Source organism: Comamonas odontotermitis (assembly GCF_040396735.1).
Classification (GTDB): domain Bacteria; phylum Pseudomonadota; class Gammaproteobacteria; order Burkholderiales; family Burkholderiaceae_C; genus Comamonas; species Comamonas odontotermitis_C.
On record NZ_JBEBNZ010000001.1, the window covers coordinates 211,813 to 230,454 of the forward strand.

General features: G+C 63.1%; 17 protein-coding genes. 9 read left to right on the plus strand and 8 right to left on the minus strand.

All coding sequences use genetic code 11. From position 1 onward, the window contains the following. Positions 1 to 46: 46 nt before the first annotated feature. The 6 genes from ACH2DG_RS00980 to ACH2DG_RS01005 form a co-directional block, all read right to left on the minus strand. The gene (locus ACH2DG_RS00980; RefSeq protein WP_395023858.1) at positions 47 to 715 is read right to left on the minus strand and encodes a hypothetical protein; all 669 of its coding nucleotides are present in this window, start codon (positions 713 to 715) and stop codon (positions 47 to 49) included. Next, the gene (locus tag ACH2DG_RS00985; RefSeq protein ID WP_395023859.1) at positions 712 to 1,533 is read right to left on the minus strand and encodes a hypothetical protein; all 822 of its coding nucleotides are present in this window, start codon (positions 1,531 to 1,533) and stop codon (positions 712 to 714) included. The genes ACH2DG_RS00980 and ACH2DG_RS00985 overlap by 4 nt, the downstream gene beginning before the upstream one ends. Then, positions 1,530 to 2,030 carry a hypothetical protein gene (locus tag ACH2DG_RS00990; protein WP_395023860.1) on the minus strand — a complete coding sequence of 167 codons (501 nt, stop codon included), beginning with the start codon at positions 2,028 to 2,030 and terminating at the stop codon, positions 1,530 to 1,532. Before ACH2DG_RS00990 ends, ACH2DG_RS00985 begins: the two co-directional genes overlap by 4 nt. An 8-nt stretch (positions 2,031 to 2,038) precedes the next feature. Next, positions 2,039 to 2,704, minus strand: coding sequence for a hypothetical protein (locus tag ACH2DG_RS00995; protein ID WP_395023861.1), 666 nt, complete (start codon positions 2,702 to 2,704; stop codon positions 2,039 to 2,041). A gap of 5 nt (positions 2,705 to 2,709) precedes the next feature. Continuing rightward, positions 2,710 to 3,318: a hypothetical protein gene (locus tag ACH2DG_RS01000; RefSeq protein ID WP_395023862.1), complete on the minus strand. Its 609-nt coding sequence runs from the start codon at positions 3,316 to 3,318 to the stop codon at positions 2,710 to 2,712. Positions 3,319 to 3,451: 133 nt separating this feature from the next. Next, entirely contained in the window at positions 3,452 to 5,608 is a 2,157-nt protein-coding gene (locus tag ACH2DG_RS01005) for an SdrD B-like domain-containing protein (RefSeq protein WP_395023863.1), read from the minus strand. Positions 5,609 to 6,011: 403 nt separating this feature from the next. On the opposite strand from ACH2DG_RS01005, the gene htpG reads away from it, so the two are divergent. The 5 genes from htpG (at position 6,012) to ACH2DG_RS01030 (ending at position 11,988) form a co-directional block, all read left to right on the plus strand. Then, positions 6,012 to 7,955 carry a molecular chaperone HtpG gene (gene htpG, locus ACH2DG_RS01010; protein WP_395023864.1) on the plus strand — a complete coding sequence of 648 codons (1,944 nt, stop codon included), beginning with the start codon at positions 6,012 to 6,014 and terminating at the stop codon, positions 7,953 to 7,955. Between the two features lie 423 nt (positions 7,956 to 8,378). After that, on the plus strand, positions 8,379 to 8,933 hold the full coding sequence (gene xrtH, locus ACH2DG_RS01015; RefSeq protein WP_395023865.1) for an exosortase H: 555 nt from the start codon (positions 8,379 to 8,381) through the stop codon (positions 8,931 to 8,933). A gap of 93 nt (positions 8,934 to 9,026) precedes the next feature. After that, positions 9,027 to 9,761, plus strand: a complete 735-nt coding sequence (locus ACH2DG_RS01020; RefSeq protein ID WP_395023866.1) for an exosortase H-associated membrane protein — start codon at positions 9,027 to 9,029, stop codon at positions 9,759 to 9,761. Positions 9,762 to 9,949: 188 nt separating this feature from the next. Continuing rightward, complete coding sequence (locus ACH2DG_RS01025; protein ID WP_395024120.1) at positions 9,950 to 10,396, plus strand: hypothetical protein; 447 nt, start codon at positions 9,950 to 9,952, stop codon at positions 10,394 to 10,396. Between the two features lie 155 nt (positions 10,397 to 10,551). Then, on the plus strand, positions 10,552 to 11,988 hold the full coding sequence (locus tag ACH2DG_RS01030; RefSeq protein WP_395023867.1) for a hypothetical protein: 1,437 nt from the start codon (positions 10,552 to 10,554) through the stop codon (positions 11,986 to 11,988). A gap of 94 nt (positions 11,989 to 12,082) precedes the next feature. Here the strand turns inward: ACH2DG_RS01030 and ACH2DG_RS01035 are convergent, their stop codons facing one another. Beyond that, on the minus strand, positions 12,083 to 13,123 hold the full coding sequence (locus ACH2DG_RS01035) for a serine/threonine protein kinase (RefSeq protein WP_395024121.1): 1,041 nt from the start codon (positions 13,121 to 13,123) through the stop codon (positions 12,083 to 12,085). 282 nt (positions 13,124 to 13,405) lie between these two features. On the opposite strand from ACH2DG_RS01035, the gene ACH2DG_RS01040 reads away from it, so the two are divergent. The 4 genes from ACH2DG_RS01040 to ACH2DG_RS01055 all read left to right on the plus strand — a co-directional run bounded on the left by ACH2DG_RS01040 (position 13,406) and on the right by ACH2DG_RS01055 (position 17,024). After that, a complete protein-coding gene (locus ACH2DG_RS01040; protein WP_395023868.1) occupies positions 13,406 to 14,695 on the plus strand; it encodes a class I SAM-dependent RNA methyltransferase in 1,290 nt (429 codons plus the stop codon). Beyond that, positions 14,692 to 15,180: a putative toxin-antitoxin system toxin component, PIN family gene (locus ACH2DG_RS01045; RefSeq protein ID WP_395023869.1), complete on the plus strand. Its 489-nt coding sequence runs from the start codon at positions 14,692 to 14,694 to the stop codon at positions 15,178 to 15,180. The genes ACH2DG_RS01040 and ACH2DG_RS01045 overlap by 4 nt, the downstream gene beginning before the upstream one ends. Positions 15,181 to 15,435: 255 nt before the next feature. After that, on the plus strand, positions 15,436 to 15,753 hold the full coding sequence (locus ACH2DG_RS01050; RefSeq protein ID WP_184704138.1) for a multidrug efflux SMR transporter: 318 nt from the start codon (positions 15,436 to 15,438) through the stop codon (positions 15,751 to 15,753). A 173-nt stretch (positions 15,754 to 15,926) separates the two neighbouring features. Next, entirely contained in the window at positions 15,927 to 17,024 is a 1,098-nt protein-coding gene (locus tag ACH2DG_RS01055; RefSeq protein WP_395023870.1) for a 3-deoxy-7-phosphoheptulonate synthase, read from the plus strand. 133 nt (positions 17,025 to 17,157) lie between these two features. Here ACH2DG_RS01055 and ACH2DG_RS01060 read toward each other — a convergent pair whose 3' ends face one another. After that, complete coding sequence (locus ACH2DG_RS01060) at positions 17,158 to 18,636, minus strand: c-type cytochrome (RefSeq protein ID WP_395023871.1); 1,479 nt, start codon at positions 18,634 to 18,636, stop codon at positions 17,158 to 17,160. Between the last annotated feature and the right edge of the window lie 6 nt (positions 18,637 to 18,642).

The following is an 18,642-nucleotide window of genomic DNA, read 5'->3' on the forward strand; positions in this document are numbered from 1 at the left end:
TGCCATCGTACCCAAAAAATGCCCTGCGTTCCTGCGGATGCTTTGCCTATGGCGTCGTGGCGGTAAAGCGCAGTTGTCCGTTGTAGGAGCCTGCTGTGCGGCTTGCGCTGTTGGCGTAGGAGAAAGTCCAGTTGGCATTGCGGATGGTGACCAGGCTGTTCACCGCGCCCGCGCCGCCACCAGTCACGTTCACCGTGGTGCCGTTGCCGCTGTTGGGAATGGGAGGCGCGGGCAGGTTGGCGCTGTCGCTGCTGGTGACCACGATCTCGCTCATCGGAATGGTGTTGGATCCGCTGGTGAGCGGCGTCGTGACGGTGGCGTACAGGCTCACCTGCCCGCCATTGCTGCGCACTTCCACGGGCAGGACGTTACCGCTTGCGGCCACCACAAAGCCAGGGGCGGCGCCATTCCAGTTGACCGATGTATTGTTGCCGACTGCGGGCGTGGTCGGCACCGCCGGGATCGATGGTGTCAGCGTGAACGCCACCTGTGAAGCCGTGCCGCCAGGCGTGGGCCAGGCGCCGTCACCAATCCGAAAGAAGAGGAACTTGTCGATCTGGATGGCAAAGTTGAGCGCCACGCGCGGGGTGGTGCGCGGCAGGCTGCCGTTGCCCGATGAGGCGCTGGCGGCATGCACCGTGTTGCCGCCAGCCAAAGCCAGCCCCAGCGCCAACCCGCAGGTGGCGTGGTGCAGGCGGGCGTGGCTGGTTTTCACTTCAGTTCCGTATTGATTTTGAAGCTGCCCTTGTCCCAGTCCAGCAGGCCGCTTGCCTGCACGGGGTAGCTGGGCTGTGGTGCGCTCTGGCCGTCGTCGCCCTTGGGCATCAGCGCCAGCGTTCGCGTCTGGCCAGGCATGATGGGGGTGCCTTCGACGACCAGGCTGAAGGTGCGGCCCTTCGCATCCTTGGCATCCAGCGTGCCTTCGAGGCGGCCATGGGCATCGCCGGTGTTGCTCACGCTCACGGTGGGGGTGCGCTTGCCGGCCACGTCGCGCATGGCGAGCTGGTGCATTTCGAGTTTGGGCTCGGCGCCGCCCAGCATTACATACACCGCCACTGCAATGCGGCCGGTGACGGGCAGGCTGAGGCTTGCGCTGCCGCTGCGGATGATGCTTTGCTGTGCAGGCTCCACGCCTTCGATGGTGATCATGAACCGGCATTCGCTTCGTGGCGTATCGGCCGGGGGGGTGACCTGAAAGCGGAAGCTGTTCTTGGTTTGCGCAGGCACCGTCAGTGTGCGCCGCTCCAGTACTACCCAGGGGCGGCAACTGCCGGGCAGCAGTTCGTCGTGGTAGGTGATCTGGCCTTCAGGCGAGTAGGTCCAGTCCAGCGTGCGGATCGAGACGGCAGTGGGTGCACTTCCCAGGTTGTGGATGTCGATCGACTGGCCCAGCCGCTCGCCGCCCTTGGCGGTCAGTTCAAAGCGCGATGGCGCAACGGCAATCTCGAAGGGCGCAGCCTGCGCGCAGGCGGCAAGCAAGGCCAGACCCAGTGCGGAGACATTGCGGACGATGGACGGAACAAAACGACTCATGGCTGTATCTCGATCTCGAAATAGGATTCGAAGCTGAGGCTTGCGCCTCGGCCCAGTTGCAACTGGCGCGGGTCGATGCGCAGTTGCAGGTCAAAGGTGTCGGTGATCCACGGGGTGCGGACGTCGCCGCTCCATACCAGTACGCGGTCGCCCGGGCGTCCCATGCCGCTTTGAAACAGGGCGCCGCGCCATTGCACCTGTAGCGCGGACGGCGAGCGCAGTCCTGCAACGGCAAGCGGAATGACATAGTAAATGCGCGCCCGCCGGCCCACATAGGGGGCGGTGGCAAGCCGGTATTCGACCCGACCAAAGGGCAGCAGCACGGTCTGGGCATCGATCATCTGCGCCTGGCGTAAGTCGGCCTGCACATGTGCGCGTGGCGAGGCCGAATCGTCCAGCCGTGCAACCTGTGCATTGGCCGCTGATGCCATCACGCAGGCAAGCAGCCCCAGCATGGCGGAAAAACGCGGCAAATGGGTGGAGTGCAATCGCGGCATATGCATACTCACTGCATCGATGCGGTGAAGTACACCGTGCCCTTGTAGGCGCCAGCAGGGTAGATGACGTCGTTGGCGTAGGTGAACGTCAGCCGTGTGGCGTTCATGGCGTTGGATTGGTAGAACCAGCTACCCAAGATACAGATGCCGAAGATATTGATGATCCCAGAGCAATAGGTGGCATTGGCATTGAAGCTGGCGATTTGCTGGTTGGCGGCACCGTTGAACTGGCCGTTCTGAATGTCGCCCGCGCCACCACCGCTGGAATTGCTCACCGTCCAGCTGATCTTGCTGAAGGGGATGATGGTGGTGCCACAACTGGTGCTCTGGCAGGTGAGGCCTGTGGATGAATCCACTTGCAGGGTGACCGGGCGCGCGCCGCTATCGGAGTTTGCTGGTCGTATGGGAACCACCGAGATGTCAATCGCCGGTGTTCCTGTCACCGGTGCAGGCGTGAGACCCACATTGTTGCCAGTGACGTTGATTTGAACGGTATCTACGGCCGAGGGTGAACCTACCTGTAGCGAAATGGCGTAGGTGCTGCCGGTGTCGGTCACGGTGGTGATCACCGCGTTGGCGGGGACTGTGCTGCCGCACGCGAGCAGTGCCAGTCCCGCAGCCAGCGGAGCGCGGAATCGCCCCGGGGCTGTGGTCAGGAGAGCTGCGGCACGCATGGGCATCAGACGCCGGTGGCGGTGTAGGTCACCTGGGCAGTATACGAGCCTGCTTTCCAGGAGGCGGCTGCCGCGTTTGCCAGGCTGTAGGCCCAGGTACCGGTGGCGACCGCGTTCGACGGGATGGTCGCGCTTGCGGCGCCGCAGGCCAGGTTGGTTCCTGGGTGTGGCAGCGTGCCGGTAACGGTGACGGTGAAGTCCGTGTTGGCGGGGCCTCCTGTGGCAGGGGTCCAGGTCGGGGCGGCGCAGGTGAGGGTGCCTGTGCCTGCATTGGTCCAGGCATAGACAGTCAGTGCAGCCGGTGTGTTGAGCGTCGAGGTGGGTGCTGCACCACTCCAGTCCACACTGGTGTTGTTGCCAACCACAGGTGCTGTCGGTACGGCAGGAATGCTGAAGCTCGCGGTCCAGCTGAGGGTATCGATCGTGGTGTTGGTCGAGCCCACACGCAGCAGGATCAGCTTTGGCACTGCCACCGACAGCTTGACGTTGGCCTGCGCCGTGACGTTGCTGCCGTTGGTGGAGTAGCCGTACTGGCTGTCGGCCAGTGCATAGCCTGCGGATGCGAGCATCAAGACAGTGCCCAGCGCAATCGGATTCAGAAGTTTGTTGATCATTTTCACAGTCCTTTGTGTCAAAGGGGGTTGGCAAAAGCGCGGGTGCGCTGGTGGAGGCTGGTCTTCAACGTGCTCGGCGGTTCAGGGGTTTACTGCCGTTTACACATTGCCCGGCCTGTGGTCTGCTGCATGGCTACTCCCCCACCTTGATGACGGGAATCTCGGCGTTGGCTTCGCCACGCAGCGGAACATTGACGCTCACGCCGGCACCGTCCGCTGCGCCCCAGGGCAGCGGCACGCTGTCGAGCGTGACAGTGATCCGATGCTGGCCTTGGCCCACCATCGGAAATGAGAAACGGCCTTCGCGGTCGGTAACGGTGCGGTAGCGGCCATCCAGCACTACCTCGACACCATTGACGCCGCCTTCACCGATCTGCCGCTGGCCATCGCGGTTGGCGTCGTAGAACACGTTGCCCGAGACGCTGCCCGCACCTGTGCCGGGCGCTCCACCGGCCACGGCGAAGGGGCGGCCAGTGCTGCCGTCCCAGCGCAGATAGACGTAGGCGGTCTTGTCGTTGCTGCGATAGACCTGAGGGCCGTTCCAGTTCGGCAGGGGGACCGTGGAGGCGCGTGCCTGGTTGATCAGCGCAGAGAAGCCCAGGCGCCAGCCGCTGCCCAGATCCTGCTCGGCCGAGAGCGTGCCCGACAGGCCTCGGCTGGTGTACAGGCCGCCGGTCTGCGAGGTGTAGCGCAGGTTGCCAGAGAAGCTCAGCGAGCTGCTGGCCCAGTACCGCACTTGTACCCCAGCCGTGGGGTATTGGTGTGTCGTGCCGCTGCTGCGGTCGTCCGCCCAGCCCAGCGTGGTGGTGAGTTCGGGGCGCATGGTTTCGCGACGAACCGTGATCCAGTCTTGTTCCCACTGCACTTCGCGCCCCGTGGCATTGCCGTCGCCCAGCACGATCTGCTCGTTGCGCCTGGCGGTCAGGCTCAGGCGTGTGCGTGGCAGATCGAAAAAGCGGGTCTGGTAGAAGCCGTAGGCGTAAATGCTGCGCTGCGTACCCAGCGCCGTCTGGCCGCTGGCGCCTGCGTCGTAGCGGGTCTGGTACAGATTGAGGTTGCCGCCCATGGAGCTGTCGCGGTTGATGAAGTACTGCACATTGCCGCTGGCGCCCAGGCGGGACGAACCGGTCTGCATTGCCTGGGAGCTGCTGCGCACACGCTCGAAATCAAGCCCTCCGCCCCAGCTCAGGCGGCTGGCGCTGTGGTCCATTCGCCAGTAGGCGCCTTGGGTGCCAGAAGGCAGCAGGTAGTCACCAAAATACAGATTGGGCCGAGAGACATAGGCACCGAATTCATGGCGAAAGCGCCCCAGCTTTGCTCCCGCCTCCAGGTAAAGGCCCTGGGCCCCCCCTGTTGCAGTGCCCGGCGTGGTGCTGGCGGTGCTGCTGCCCAGGATGGTCAGGCGTGCGCGCAGGTCGCCATCCTGCCGCAGCTCTCCCCCATAGCCCACAGCGGCGGCCCAGCTCGATACGTTTTTGCTGCCGGAGCCATCGCCAGTGAGGAAGTTGTAGTAGCTGGCTGGAATGCCGCCCGCCTGCTCAATCTGCCCAGCGGCATACCAGGAGTCGCCCAGCCGGCGGGTGCCGCCCAGCCATGCGATGCTGCCCTGGTTTTTCTCGAAGCCTGGATACGGGCCGCCCAGCAGGTCGCCGCGCTCGCCCATGCCCGCGCGCAGATCGAAATCGCTGCCGTAGATGCGGGTGGAGAGCCCGCGCACGGTGCTGGTGCCCAGCGTGAGGCGGTAGTTGCGGCTGAGGCCTGTCGTCAGCTCGCTGTAGGCATCACCCAAGGTGGTGTCGGCCAGCACGCCCGGTGTGAGGGGCATGCCGAGATTGCGCAGGGTAATGCGCTGGCTGCTGGCCTTGCGTGCATAACCCAGGGCGCCAATGCCGTTGCCGGCATCCTGGTCGCCGTGCTGCGTGCGTCCATCGGCTTGCAGAACCCATTCACCATAGTTCAGGGTTTGCTGGCGGTACTCGATGCGCTGGCCAAATTCGGTGGCCTGGCGCTTTCCTGCGCCGGAGCTGCTGGACTGGGCGGCTCCAAGGCGGCTTTCCACCGACCAGCTGCGCAGCCCTTCTGGCTGAGACAGGGCCTCTTCTGCGCTGGCGGCCTCGCCAGCGCGCAGGGAGCTGACTTCGTCGGCGCTCATGAACCTGTCCTCATAGGCGGGAGGGGCTGCGTCGATCAGCTTGCGCAGCCGCGCCTGTTCGGCTTCTGCGGGCGTCATGGCCTCAATGCCGGGCGCGTTGCCTGCAGTGGCGCTGGAGGAGGTGACGGGCTGGGCCATGGCAGAGGTGATGCTGGCAATGCAGGTCAGTAAATAAGCCGTCCCGGGCCTGCGCAGAACAGGCACAGGCAGGGCTGGGGGTGGATGTAAATGAAATGCTTTCATTTGTAATATTTAGTGATTACATTTGAAATCATTTACATTCCAATTCTTAATCGATCAATGCAATTTGATACGTAACGTTTAGTTTCCCAGAAAGGATGACAGGTGGATATACGCGTCTATGTAAAGAAGATTGAAGCTCGTTCATAGAATTACGTTATTGATAGCCTATATAATTGTTACAATCGATGGTTTTGAAATAGATTTTTTGAATAAAAATCTGAGGTGAATATTCGGCTCTTGAATCGTCCGCCATGGCGCCCATATGACGGATTGACTTCTGTTGACACGAGCCATCCTCATGACAAAACAAACCCATTCCTTTCAGGCGGAAGTAGCGCAGCTTCTGCACCTCGTCACCCATTCGCTGTATTCCAACCAGGAGATTTTTCTTCGGGAACTGATCTCCAACGCGTCAGACGCATGCGACAAATTGCGCTTTGAGGCACTGGGCGATGCCAGCCTCTACGGCGATCAGCCCAAGCTGGAAGTGCGCGTGTCCTTCGACCAGGCCGCCAAGACCCTGACGATTACCGACACCGGCATCGGCATGACAGAGCAGGAAGCCATCGACAACCTGGGCACGATTGCCAAGAGCGGCACCAAGGCCTTCATGGAAAAGCTCAGCGGCGACCAGAAGGTCGATTCGCAGTTGATCGGCCAGTTCGGTGTGGGCTTCTATTCCGGGTTCATCGTCGCTGACCGGATTTCGGTGGAATCACGCCGCGCCGGGGTGCCCGCATCCGAGGGCGTGCGCTGGGTGAGCGGCGGCTCGGGAGATTTCGAGGTGGAGCAGATCACCCGCGAAGAGCGCGGCACCAGCATCACCCTGCATCTGCGGCCCGAGGCTCAAGAGTTTCTCAATGGCTACAAGCTCAAGCAGATCATCGCCAAGTACTCGGACCACATCAGCCTGCCGATCCTGATGGAGAAGGAAGAGTGGAAGGAAGGCGAGAACGACCAGCCCGGTGAAATGGTCAAGACCGGTGAGTGGGAGACTGTCAACAAGGCCAGCGCCTTGTGGACCCGCGCCAAGAAGGACATCAGCGACGAGCAGTACAAGGACTTCTACAAGGCCATCAGCCATGACTTTGAAGATCCGCTGACCTGGAGCCACAACCGCGTCGAAGGCAACACCGAGTACACACAGCTGCTGTACATCCCCGCCAAGGCGCCGTTCGACCTGTACCAGCGTGACAAGCACGCCGGCATCAAGCTGTACGTCAAGCGCGTTTTCATCATGGATGATGCAGAGGCGCTGATGCCCCAGTACCTGAGGTTTGTGAAGGGCGTGATCGATTCGGCAGACCTGCCACTCAACGTGAGCCGCGAATTGCTGCAGGAAAGCCGTGATGTGAAACTGATCCGTGATGGCTCGGTCAAGCGTGTGCTCTCCATGCTGGAAGACCTGGCCAGGCACGACAGGCATGAGGCGGGCGCGGATGGCGACGTGACCGATGTGGTGAACGAAGAAGACAAGGCCAAGGAAGGCAAGTACAGCCAGTTCTATGCCGAATTTGGCGCCGTGCTGAAGGAAGGCCTGGGCGAAGACATGGCCAATCGCGACCGCATTGCCAAGCTGCTGCGCTTTGCATCGACGGCTCAGGACGGGGTCGTGACCTCGTTTGCCGATTACAAGGCCCGCATGAAGGAGGGCCAGGACGCGATCTACTACATCACCGCCGATACGCTGGCCGCTGCCAAGAACAGCCCGCAGCTCGAGGTCTTCAAGAAAAAGGGCATCGAAGTGCTCCTGATGACCGACCGCGTCGACGAATGGGCACTGAATTTTGTGCACGAGTTCGACGGCACGCCGCTGCAGTCCGTAGCCAAGGGGGCAGTCGACCTGGGCAAGCTGCAGGATGAAGCCGAAAAGAAGGCGGCCGAGGAGGCGGCAGAGGCCTTCAAGCCTGTGCTGGCCAAGCTGAAGGACGCACTCAAGGACAAGGCTGAGGACGTGCGCGCCACCAGCCGCCTGGTCGATTCGCCTGCGTGCCTGGTAGTGCAGGATGGTGGCATGAGCCTGCAACTGGCCCGCATGCTCAAGCAGGCCGGGCAGGCTGCGCCGGAGTCCAAGCCGGTGCTGGAGGTCAACCCCGAGCATCCGCTGATCAAGAAGCTGGACGGTAGTGTCCATTTCCATGATCTGGCCCAAATCGTGTTTGACCAGGCGGTGCTGGCCGAAGGCGGTCTGCCGGAAGACCCGGCTGCCTACGTCAAACGGGTGAACGCGCTGCTGGCCTGATCTTCCGCGCTGAATCTGTCAGAAAAACAGCCCCGGCTCTATCAAGGGCCGGGGCTTTCCTTTTGTCTTTTTTCTTTGCTTTTATGACAGTCTTCTGCAAAGGGGGTGCGGCAACGCTGCGCGCTGCAGGTGTTGCAACGCCGGATGTGTTGCGGCGCGACGCCTTAGCATGAGTTGTTAACAGGTGTATTGACGCGATTGACCCCTTTCGGGGCTATATTTACCCCCATGCATGCTCCAGAAGGCGCAAATGGCAGGTGCGGGCCTGGACTTTCTGGCTGAAAAGCCCAGGTGAGCGGCGCGGAGACCGCAGCGGTGACCAGGCGCATTCCTGGCACCACGATCTCCCCGGGGCACAACGATAACCGCGATGCGGCAATGGATGGAAGACGTCCACCGTCCAAGTGAAGGCAAGCGATCACCATGGTTCGATTCTTTTTTGTTTTTCTGGGCATACAGCTCACCTTGTTTGGCCTCAACATGCTCAACTGGGTGCAAAAGCACCTTGTCGAGCCGTGGACGGCCATGCTGGCCAAGATCTGCGCGTTTTTGGTGACTTGGTTCGACAAATCGGCCGTCGCCGAAGGCAAGGTGCTGTGGAACCATGCGTCCAATTTTGGCGTATCGATCGAGGCAGGATGCAATGGCATCGAGGCCTGCATTGTGCTGTTTGCCGCCATTCTTGCGTTCCCCTCTACCTGGCGCCACAAGATCATCGGCATGGTGCTGGGCTTTGTGGCGGTGCAGGCCATCAACATCGTGCGGGTGATCAGCCTGTTCTACCTGGGCCAGTGGAACATGACGGCCTTCAACTTTGCCCATGAATACCTGTGGCAGGCCCTCATCATGCTGGACGTGCTGGTGGTGTGGCTGGTGTGGGTGCGTGCGGGCCAGCGGGCCAAGCGGGCCGAGGACGGTTCGGACAGCCCGCCACCTTCGGGCAGCATCGCCGGGCAGAATGCGCCGGTGGCGGCCTGAATGTGATGTGAGCCAGCAGCATCGTACTGCTGGCCTTGTTGGAGCCGAACAATGACACTCCTGCGCATGTAGCAGGAACCGGAGAGAAGAGGGATGAAGCGCTTAAACCCGATTCAGCGATTTGCCGTGCTGGCTTTTGTCGGCATCATCGTGCTGACCACGGTGTGGACCAAGCTGTCGCCATGGATCAGCTACCCGGTGGCCGTCATCTCCAAGGAAGGGCTTGAGGATCTGGCTGCAGGCTGGGTCAAGCAGGTGCAGATTTCCCCTGGCAAGATGGAGGTGGACACCAACGTCGGCATCGCGAACGCGCAGACGGACGGGCGGTGGGTGGAGATTTCGGTGGACGCGGACCCGGGCCGCTATGCCTATGGTTTTCCCATCTTTCTGGCACTGCTGCTGGCAGCCTGGCGCAAAGGGCGGGCCTGGCGTGCCATTGTTGGCTATATCGTACTGCTGCCATTTCAGGCATTCAGCATCTGCACCAGCCTGCTGATGCAGGTGGTGCTCGCCACCAATCTTGACCTGCGCCTGTTGAAGATATCGCAGGGCCAGCTCGAAGGCCTGGCCTATGGCTACCAGCTAGGCAGCCTCGTGCTGCCAACCCTGGTGCCATTCTTGCTGTGGCTGTGGATGGACCGCCAGTTCGTCAACGATGTTCTGGTGGAAGCCTGGAAGAAGAATATCCAGCCCCGGATCGCTCCCGAGCCCATGGTCGTGAAAGCGCCGCCACCCCCACCACCAGAGCAGGTGATCCGCCCTGCCGAAACGGGGCCCGAGATTTCGCACAGCATCAGCATCACACTGCCACCTCGCAATGAGCGGTGAAACGGGCATTCCACGTTGGTTGGCAGGCACTGGCAGCTATCGATTTTGATTGTGCCTGTGCCCCGGCAGCACATCCCGGCGGTCTCCAGCGCCTCTCCAGTCGATATCCCGTTGGCTGGACGATGGCTGCAGTGGTGGAACAATACCTTTCTATGCAAAAACAGATTTCCGTGTGGCGAGTTGCGGCCATGGGCGCGGTGGCCGCGTTTTCTCTCTCCGGCTGCTCTCCTTACGTCGGGGTTGGCATTCCTGTCGGTCCGTTTTCGGTGGGAGTAGGCGTGGGCAGTGGCGGCGTCAGCGCAGGCGTGGGCACGGGCGTGGGCCCTGTCGGAGTCGGCGTGGGTGTCAACCAGAGCGGCCAGGTCACCGGCAATGCGGGTGTGGGCGTGGGCACTTCGGTGGGCGGCGCGAATGTCGGCGTGGGTGTTGGCACTGGCACGGTGCTCTACGACCCGGCTGCACCTTCGCCGGATGGGGGGCGTCCTCCCGAGCCTGCTGTGCCGGAGGCGGGGCGGGTGGTGCCTGGCGCCCCACCTTTGCAGGCTGCGCCAGCGGACGCTGAAGCTGGTGCGGTGCAATGGCGTGGTGCCGACGGCCAGACGGTGCCGGACTGCAAATTCCGCAGTGCGTGCTGACAGAAGGCGGCTACCGCCGATACTGAGGCCGTTTTTTGGATCGGTATCGTGGCCGTGCCCCGGATTGGCGTCAGATAGGAAATAATTTTTAACAAGTTTTTGAAAACAATAATTACATATCGATATTTAAAATGATTCATAAATAGGAGAAATTTATGAATCTATACGCCTTCTCTCGCCTGTCACGGCCCCGCCGTCTCCGTCTTTCCATGGCAGGAATGCTGGCGGCCTCTGCCTTTTCCGCAGGGGCGCAGACGCCAGCGCCGCAGGTATTTGCCACGCCGGGTGTGCATACCTATGCCGTGCCTGCGGGCACCGGCAGTCTGCAGGTCGTCGTCAAGGGGGCAGCGGGCGGCGCTGGCGGATGGGATGACGCAATGGGCGGCAATGGCGTGGGCGGCACGGTGGTCACCGCCACCATTGCCGTGCAGGGCGGTGAGACAGTGAGCCTGCTCGTGGGAGAAGGGGGCGAAGGCGCGCTGGGAACACCAAAGGCATCCTATGGGGTTGGTGCAGCAGGAGGGGGTGATGGCACGCGCCAGGATGCAGGCTCCGTCACGTCTGCCTTGCCGGGGGCTGGGGGCCGTGGTGGAAACCAGGGCACGCTCAATATCAGCCCGGGCGGGGCTGGGGGTGGTGGCGCTTCGCAACTGGTGGTGGCGGGAGCGGCCATTACGGCGGGCGGGGGTGGTGCTGGTGGCTCCAATTCACGAATTCGTGGCACCAGCGGCAACTGGAGTGTGCCCGGCTCGCCTGCAGTCAACAATCTGGTATTGAATGCGCAGGATACGCAATGTGCCACGGCCGCCGTGGGCGGCAATGGCGAGAACGGCGGGAATGTGGACGGCGCTGGTGGCAGCGGTGGCGGTGGCAGCTACACCGGCCACGCTGGCGCAGGTGGCGTGCACGGGGTGGATGGCAGCGTCGATGTGAATGGCGCGCCGGGCGGCAGCGGCGATTCCTGCGTCCTGGATGCAGGCAGCTACAAGATCACCGGGGCCAGCACTTCGCTGGGCAATCCTTCCATTGCGGCCAATGTCAAGGGCGTGGCCAACCCATCGGGCGAAAACGGCAGCATCAGCATCACCCCAGTGCCGGCGCCGCCCAACAATGCCCCCAGCGCAGTCCCTGCGCTGAGCGGCACAGCAACGGTGGGCCAGGTACTGACGGGCAGCTACAGCTACGCCGATACCGAATCCGACCCGGAGAATGTCTCTGCCGCAGGCACGCAATATGTATGGGTGCGCAGCGCCACGCCAGGGCTGACGGCTTCGTCGCAGGGCACCGTGGTGCAATCGGGCGCGACCGCGGGCACTTCCTTGGCCTATACCCTGATGGCAGCCGATGAGCGCCAGTACCTGTCGTATTGCGTCACGCCAGTGGCGACCCAAGGCACTCTGACGGGCGGGCAAGCATGCTCGCCGGCGCTGGGGCCAGTCGCTGCTGCGGTGGTGCCGCCCGAGCCAGTTCCTGTGGCACCAGCGCCCGTGCCGACGCTCGGGTGGGGGGCTTTGTTGCTGGCTTCTGCTGGGCTGGGCGGATTGGGGGCGCTGCTGGCCCGCCGTCAAATGCGTAGCGGCCGCAGGGTCTAAAGCACATTTGCTTTGGTATTGATAGCAGTTGGCGCTTGGTCTGCAGGCGCTAGCTGTCGTTTTACTCAAAATGCAGTGAAACCATTCTGCGGTATCACACGTACAGCGGCGCTTCGTCCATCGCCTCCACCTGCGCATGCAGCAACTGGGTCTGTTCCTGCCAATAGGCATCGCTGCCGAACCAGGGAAAGTGGATGGGGAAGATCGGGTCATCAAAACGGCGGGCGAGCCACGCGCTGTAATGGATGAGGCGCAGGGTGCGCAGTGGCTCGATCAGCACCAGCTCGCGCCGGTCAAAGGGCCGGAACTGCTCATAGCCCTCAATCAGGGTGGAGAGCTGCGCCGCCTGCTGCGCCCGGTTGCCTGACAGCAGCATCCACATGTCCTGCACTGCCGGTCCGGTGCGTGCGTCGTCCAGGTCCACAAAATGCGGGCCGCCGCCCGCCTCGTCAGGGGGCACCCACAGCACGTTGCCAGGGTGGCAATCACCGTGCAGGCGCAGGTTCTGGCAAGGGCCTGCGGCAAAGTGGCCGGTGGCATTGCCAGGGTCCATGATGTGGCGGATCTTGTCGATGGCGCGCAGGCAGGCATCGCTCCATGCGGTGCGCTGAGAGGGGGCAACGGCCTGGTGGCGCATCAGCCAGTCGTGCGGCTCCAGGCCGAAATCGTGCACGTTGATGGCCGGGCGCGCCACAAAGGGCTGGGCTGCGCCCACGGTATGGATGCGGGCAAGGAACCGGCCTGTCCACTCCAGCACCTCCCAGTCATCCAGATCGGGTTGCCGCCCGCCTCGCCAGGGCGATACCGAAAAGCTGAAGCCTGCGTGATGGTGCAGGCTGGTGCCGTTCAAGACGAGGGGCGCCACCACCGGCACTTCGGCATCGACCAGCTGCTGCGAGAAGGCATGCTCCTCGGCAATCTGGTCGTCGCTCCAGCGGCCGGGACGGTAGAACTTGGCGACCACCTTGCGACCATCGTCCAGCCACACCTGGTAGACGCGGTTTTCATACGAGGCCAGCGGGTTCATCCGGCCGTCGCCCATCAGGCCCACATCTGCCAGCGCATCCAGCACCACATCAGGCGTGAGTGCGGCGTAGGCATGGAGCGCCTGGCCAGCGCCGGTGGCCGCAGCCATGTCCAGGGCGGCAGGTTGGGTATCGTCGTCAAAATGGTGGGTGTGCATGGCAGCCATTGTCTGCCGACTGGCAGGCCGTGGCTGTAATCCGGGGTGTGATCGAAGGGATTGCTGAAAAATAGCGCTTTTGCACAATGCCATCTATCGAAGATTGCTATCAATTTCGAAGTTTTTGGCAAATCTTCAGGCGCATTCGGGCTGCCAAAGCACGGCCCGCGCAGTCCGCCATTCCCGTCAGACTGCACGGATTGCGGAGCAACCGCGTATCCTTGGCGGTTCTCTATGAACCAATTGCACTTGTTTTTGCCCTGCGCCGCCGGCGTCGAGGGCTTTTTGGCCGACGAAGTCCACGCCATCACCGGCGCTGCGGGGCAAGACCTGCTAGTAAGCCGGGGCGGCGTGATGCTGCGCGGCATGTGGCGCGATGCCATGCTGCTCAATCTGCACAGCCGCCTCGCGCAGCGCGTGCTGGTCGAGCTGTCGCACAGCATGTACCGCAACGAGAACGACCTGTACCGCGCCGCCAGCGAAGTGGCCTGGGAGATCTGGTTCTCCCCCAAGGAGACGTTCAAGATCGAAGTGACGGCCCAGCACAGCCCGCTGACCAGCCTGAATTTTGCTGCGCTGCGCGTGAAGGACGCGATCGCTGACCGCTTCCGCGCCAAACGCAATGGCGTGCGCCCCAGCGTGGAAACGCACCACCCCGATGTGCGCGTGCACCTGCACCTGACCACGGACGGCGCCACCATCTACATCGACACCTCGGGCGAGGCGCTGTTCAAGCGCGGCTGGCGCGAAGACAAGGGCGACGCGCCGCTCAAGGAAACGCTGGCTGCAGCCATGATTGCCGCCAGCGGCTGGGACCCGCATGGTGACGAACCCCAGCCGCTGTACGACCCCTGCTGCGGCAGCGGTACCGTGGTGATCGAGGCCGCGCAGATCGCACGGCGCATTCCCGCCGGCATTCTGCGCCGCTTTGCATTTGAAAAGCTCGTACCGTTTCAGCGCCATGTCTGGGAAGCCATGCTGGACGAGGCGGAAGCAGCCATCCTGCCCGAAAGCCCGGTAGGCATCTACGGATCGGACATTGCATTTCGCATGGTCGATTTTGCCCAGCGCAATGCCGAGCGTGCGGGCGTGGCTGGCTCCATCCAGCTGCGCGGCGGCGATGCACTGCAGCGCATGCCCCCGAGCGATCAGCCCGGCATGATGCTGCTGAACCCTCCCTATGGCGAGCGCATTGCTGCCGCCGGCAGCGCTGGCCGCAATGCGCAGGAGCGCATGGGCCAGGTGGCGCAGGTGGGCCGCGAAACCGCGCAGACCGAAGACGGCGGGGAGTTTTTCAGCCAGCTGGCCAGCCACTGGAAGAAGAACTACAGCGGTTGGAGCGCCTGGATGCTCACGCCCGACCTCAAGCTGCCCGGCAAGATGCGGCTCAAGGAATCGCGCCGCACGCCGATGTGGAATGGCCCCATCGAGTGCCGCCTGTTCCGCTTCGACATGGTCAAGGGGACCGTCAAACCGCGCAAAAATGAGAGCGATCAAGGCGCCCCGGAAGGCCCTGGCGCATGAAAATCGTGCTCAAGTGGCCCGCCTGCAATGATGGCTATGCAGGCCCGCTGCCACGCCCCGTGGTGCTCGACACCAATGTGGTGCTGGACATGCTGATCTTCGACGACCCGCATATTCCGCCCATCCGCGAACTGGTGGCCCAGGGCCATCTGCGCTGGATTGCCGACCAGGCCCAGCGCACAGAACTGGAGCGCGTGCTGCACTACAGCCAGATTGCGCCGCGCGTCAGCTTCTATGGAAAGACCCCCGAAGGCGTGATGGCGGCCTTCGATGCTGCGGTGCAATACGTGGCAGAAGCGCCCAAGATCCGCTTTACCTGCACCGACCCGGACGACCAGCACTTTCTGGATCTGGCCAGCCAGCACCAGGCACTTCTCGTCAGCAAGGACAAGGCCGTGCTCAAGCAGCGCAAGCGGGTGGCGACCTATTACGGCGCGACGGTGGGCAATATCGTGCAACTGGAGCCAGTGCCTGCCCTGGTGTGACCATGGCCTATCATGGCTGCGATACGCCATGTGCATCCCGTTCAGTTCTCTCGCGTGCACAGCTTTGGGCCCCGCGCCGCTGTTGCGTGGCAACCACCCAAGCCATCGGCGGTTTTGGAGCGGCTGAGGGTGTGAAGGCGGAAGTGGCGCTAGCATAGACACACTTTCGTGCACAGGGACGGCCCTGTTACAGCATTCACGCGATGCGCACCGCAGCCAGGACGGCCTGGCCCTTCAACACGACAGGAGTGCAATATGGCTTGGTTTGCTTTGCTGGTGGCGGGCGTTCTGGAAGTACTGTGGGCTTACACGATGAAGCAGTCGCACGGTTTCTCCAATCTCAAATACAGCGCCGTCACCCTGGTGGCGATGGCTGCCAGCTTCGGGCTTCTCGCCTATGCCATGCGCAGCCTGCCGCTGGGCACGGCCTACACCATCTGGACGGGCATCGGCGCGGTCGGCTCGTTCATCGTGGGCGTGCTGGTGTTGGGCGAGGCCCTGTCGGCCATGCGCATGACGGCGGCCGTGCTGATCGTGGCGGGATTGGTGCTGATGAAGATATCTTCCAGCTAGAACGGCTGCAGGTGCTTAACCATAAAGCGCCTGTAGCTCTTCTTTGTATAGCATCTGCAGTAGGACTGGCGTATAACCGCACCTCCGATGCATAAGGCGCAAACCAGACGCAGGCCCGGTGCAATTGCGCAGGCTGCGACAATGGCGGGATGACAGACGCCTCTATTTCTGCAATGGCAGCGCAACGCAAGCATGCGTCGCGGCTGACCACCTTGGACAAAACCCGCATTGACGACACGCGCATCAAGATCGTGCGTCCACTGCTCACGCCTGCGCTGCTGGAGGAGTGGCTGCCCATCCCGGACGAGGCATCCCACCTGGTGGAATCGAGCCGCGCCGCCATCTCGCGCGTTCTGCATGGGCAGGACGACCGGCTGATCGTGGTGGTGGGGCCTTGCTCCATTCACGATCACGACCTGGCCATGGATTACGCCCGCCAGCTCAAGCTGCAGGCCGATGCGTTGAAGGACGATCTGCTGATCGTCATGCGTGTGTACTTCGAGAAGCCTCGCACCACGGTGGGCTGGAAGGGCTACATCAACGACCCTTATCGCGACGGAAGCTTTGCCGTCAACGAGGGGCTGGAGCTGGCGCGCCGCCTGCTGCTCGATGTGCTGGCGCTGGGCCTGCCTGCGGGAACGGAGTTTCTCGATCTGCTCTCGCCCCAGTTCATCAGCGATCTGGTCAGCTGGGGCGCCATTGGTGCGCGCACCACCGAGAGCCAGAGCCATCGCCAGCTGGCCAGCGGCCTCTCATGCCCCGTGGGCTTCAAGAACGGTACCGACGGCGGCGTGAAGGTGGCAAGCGACGCCATTCTGGCCGCCCAGTCCTCCCACGCCTTCATGGGCATGACCAAGATGGGCCAGAGCGCCATCTTCGAGACGCGCGGCAACCAGGATTGCCACATCATCCTGCGCGGCGGCAAGGCGCCCAACTACGACGCAGCCCATGTGCAGGAGGCCTGCGAGCTGCTCGAAAAGTCGGGCCTGCGTCCGCAGGTGATGATTGACCTGTCCCACGCCAACAGCAGCAAGCAGCACCGCCGCCAGATCGAGGTGGCGGCTGATGTGGCGCAGCAGGTGGCTGGTGGCGACCAGCGCATCACCGGCGTGATGATCGAGAGCCACATCCACGAAGGTCGGCAGGATATTGTGGACGGGCAGGAGCTGCAGTACGGCGTGTCGCTCACCGATGCCTGCATCAGCATGGAGCAGACGATTCCCGTGCTGCAGCAATTGGCGCAGGCGGTGCGCGCACGCCGGAAGATCTGAATGAAAATGCACCCCAGCGCTTGTTCATTGAGTGCCAAATGCTTCTAAATTGATAGCATTTGTGGGGCAAAACAAAAGGACCACCTGTGGAAACAGGCGGTCCTTTTTCGCGGAGGCGTCTTCTCGAACCTGGTTACCGGGCCGCCCCCTGCCCGGTTGCCTCTGCTGGCAAGGACTTGCGCACGGCAGTTGCCTGCGATGCCGACACGGCGCCCGCCTGGTTGCCCCAGCTGCTGCGCACAAAGCTCGCCAGCTCTGCCGCCTGCTGGTCGTTGAGGCGCCAGCCGAATGCGGGCATGGTGAAGGTGGACGGTCGCGTGGCCGTAGCAGGTACCTTGCTGCCCTGCAGCATGATGGCGATCAGGTTGTTCGGGTCATGCGAGAGCACCACGGGGTTGCCCGCCAGTGCAGGGAAGACCTGCTGGTAGCCCTGGCCGTCGCTGCGGTGGCAGGCGGCGCAGTTGTCCAGGTACAGCGCGGCGCCCGTCTTGCTGACATCGCCCTTCCACAGCGCGTTGGCCGTATCGGCATTGGCGGCGAATGCGCTGGCCTTGCCATCTTTGGCAGGGCCCAGCGATTTCAGGTAGACGGCAATGGCGTTCAGGTCGCTGTCGCTGATGTACTGCGTGCTGTGCGCGATCACGTCCGTCATGCCGCCAAACACCGCGGTGTGGTTGTTGCGGCCGGTCTTGAGCAGGGCGACGATGTCGGCGGCACTCCAGCGGTCGAGGCCGTCCGGGCCTCCGCTGCGCAGGCTCTTGGGAATCCAGCCGTCCACGGGTTGGTCGCCGCCGCTCAGGAACAGTGGGTCGCTGTTGGTGAGCGCCTTTTCCTGCATCGTAAAGGCTCGCGGCGTGTGGCAGGCTCCGCAGTGGCCCAGGCCTTCGACCAGATAGGCGCCGCGCAACTGCGGGTTGGCCGTGGGCGCCACGGCATCGGAGGCGGCCTGCACCTTGCCTGCATCGGGGGCGAACATCGCGCGCCAGACGCCCAGCGGCCAGCGCATGGACAGCGGCCAGGTGATGCCATTCTCGGGCGGTGCGCTGGGGATGGGCTCCACCTTCTGCATGAAGAAGGCGTACATGTCGCGCATGTCCTGCTCGCTCACCCGCGCGTAGGACGGGTAGGGCATCGCCGGATACAGGCTGCCCTTGCCCTTGGCCTTGCCATGCCGCACGGCCTGGTCGAAGTCTTCAAAACTATAGCTGCCGATGCCGGCGTCCTTGTCGGGCGTGATGTTGCTCGAATAGATGGTGCCGATGGGCGTGGCCATTGCCAGCCCGCCGGCAAACGGTTTGCCGCCCGGCGCGGTGTGGCAGGCCACGCAGTCGCCCATGCGCGCGAGGTACTCGCCGCGCACCAATGGGTCGGAAGACGTTGCACCGTCTATGGGCTTGCCGGGCTGCCATGGCGCTGTGGTCACCATCGGCTGCGCGGCCACCTGGCCTCGCGGAGCAGGCACGTTGGATGGCGATGCACTTGTGGCTGCCGCTGGTGAGGCAGGCTCGCCGGACGGCATCGCTTCTTTCTGGGCCCAGCTGTTGATGCCAAATACGCAGGCAGCGGCGGCTGCGGCGGCAATCAGGCCGCGCTGGAGTGTGGAGGTTTTCATGTGCAT

What these genes read in the sequence shown, in the direction of transcription:
- ACH2DG_RS01020 (WP_395023866.1), top strand. Translation starts at nt 9,027, where the DNA reads ATGAAGCGCTTAAACCCGATTCAGCGATTTGCCGTGCTGGCTTTTGTC.
- htpG (WP_395023864.1), top strand. Translation starts at nt 6,012, where the DNA reads ATGACAAAACAAACCCATTCCTTTCAGGCGGAAGTAGCGCAGCTTCTG.
- ACH2DG_RS01025 (WP_395024120.1), top strand. Translation starts at nt 9,950, where the DNA reads ATGGGCGCGGTGGCCGCGTTTTCTCTCTCCGGCTGCTCTCCTTACGTC.
- xrtH (WP_395023865.1), top strand. Translation starts at nt 8,379, where the DNA reads ATGGTTCGATTCTTTTTTGTTTTTCTGGGCATACAGCTCACCTTGTTT.
- ACH2DG_RS01030 (WP_395023867.1), top strand. Translation starts at nt 10,552, where the DNA reads ATGAATCTATACGCCTTCTCTCGCCTGTCACGGCCCCGCCGTCTCCGT.
- ACH2DG_RS01040 (WP_395023868.1), top strand. Translation starts at nt 13,406, where the DNA reads ATGAACCAATTGCACTTGTTTTTGCCCTGCGCCGCCGGCGTCGAGGGC.
- ACH2DG_RS01055 (WP_395023870.1), top strand. Translation starts at nt 15,927, where the DNA reads ATGGCAGCGCAACGCAAGCATGCGTCGCGGCTGACCACCTTGGACAAA.
- ACH2DG_RS00995 (WP_395023861.1), bottom strand. Translation starts at nt 2,704, where the DNA reads ATGCGTGCCGCAGCTCTCCTGACCACAGCCCCGGGGCGATTCCGCGCT.
- ACH2DG_RS01050 (WP_184704138.1), top strand. Translation starts at nt 15,436, where the DNA reads ATGGCTTGGTTTGCTTTGCTGGTGGCGGGCGTTCTGGAAGTACTGTGG.
- ACH2DG_RS01045 (WP_395023869.1), top strand. Translation starts at nt 14,692, where the DNA reads ATGAAAATCGTGCTCAAGTGGCCCGCCTGCAATGATGGCTATGCAGGC.
- ACH2DG_RS00985 (WP_395023859.1), bottom strand. Translation starts at nt 1,533, where the DNA reads ATGAGTCGTTTTGTTCCGTCCATCGTCCGCAATGTCTCCGCACTGGGT.
- ACH2DG_RS01005 (WP_395023863.1), bottom strand. Translation starts at nt 5,608, where the DNA reads ATGGCCCAGCCCGTCACCTCCTCCAGCGCCACTGCAGGCAACGCGCCC.
- ACH2DG_RS01000 (WP_395023862.1), bottom strand. Translation starts at nt 3,318, where the DNA reads ATGATCAACAAACTTCTGAATCCGATTGCGCTGGGCACTGTCTTGATG.
- ACH2DG_RS00990 (WP_395023860.1), bottom strand. Translation starts at nt 2,030, where the DNA reads ATGCCGCGATTGCACTCCACCCATTTGCCGCGTTTTTCCGCCATGCTG.
- ACH2DG_RS01035 (WP_395024121.1), bottom strand. Translation starts at nt 13,123, where the DNA reads ATGGCTGCGGCCACCGGCGCTGGCCAGGCGCTCCATGCCTACGCCGCA.
- ACH2DG_RS01060 (WP_395023871.1), bottom strand. Translation starts at nt 18,636, where the DNA reads ATGAAAACCTCCACACTCCAGCGCGGCCTGATTGCCGCCGCAGCCGCC.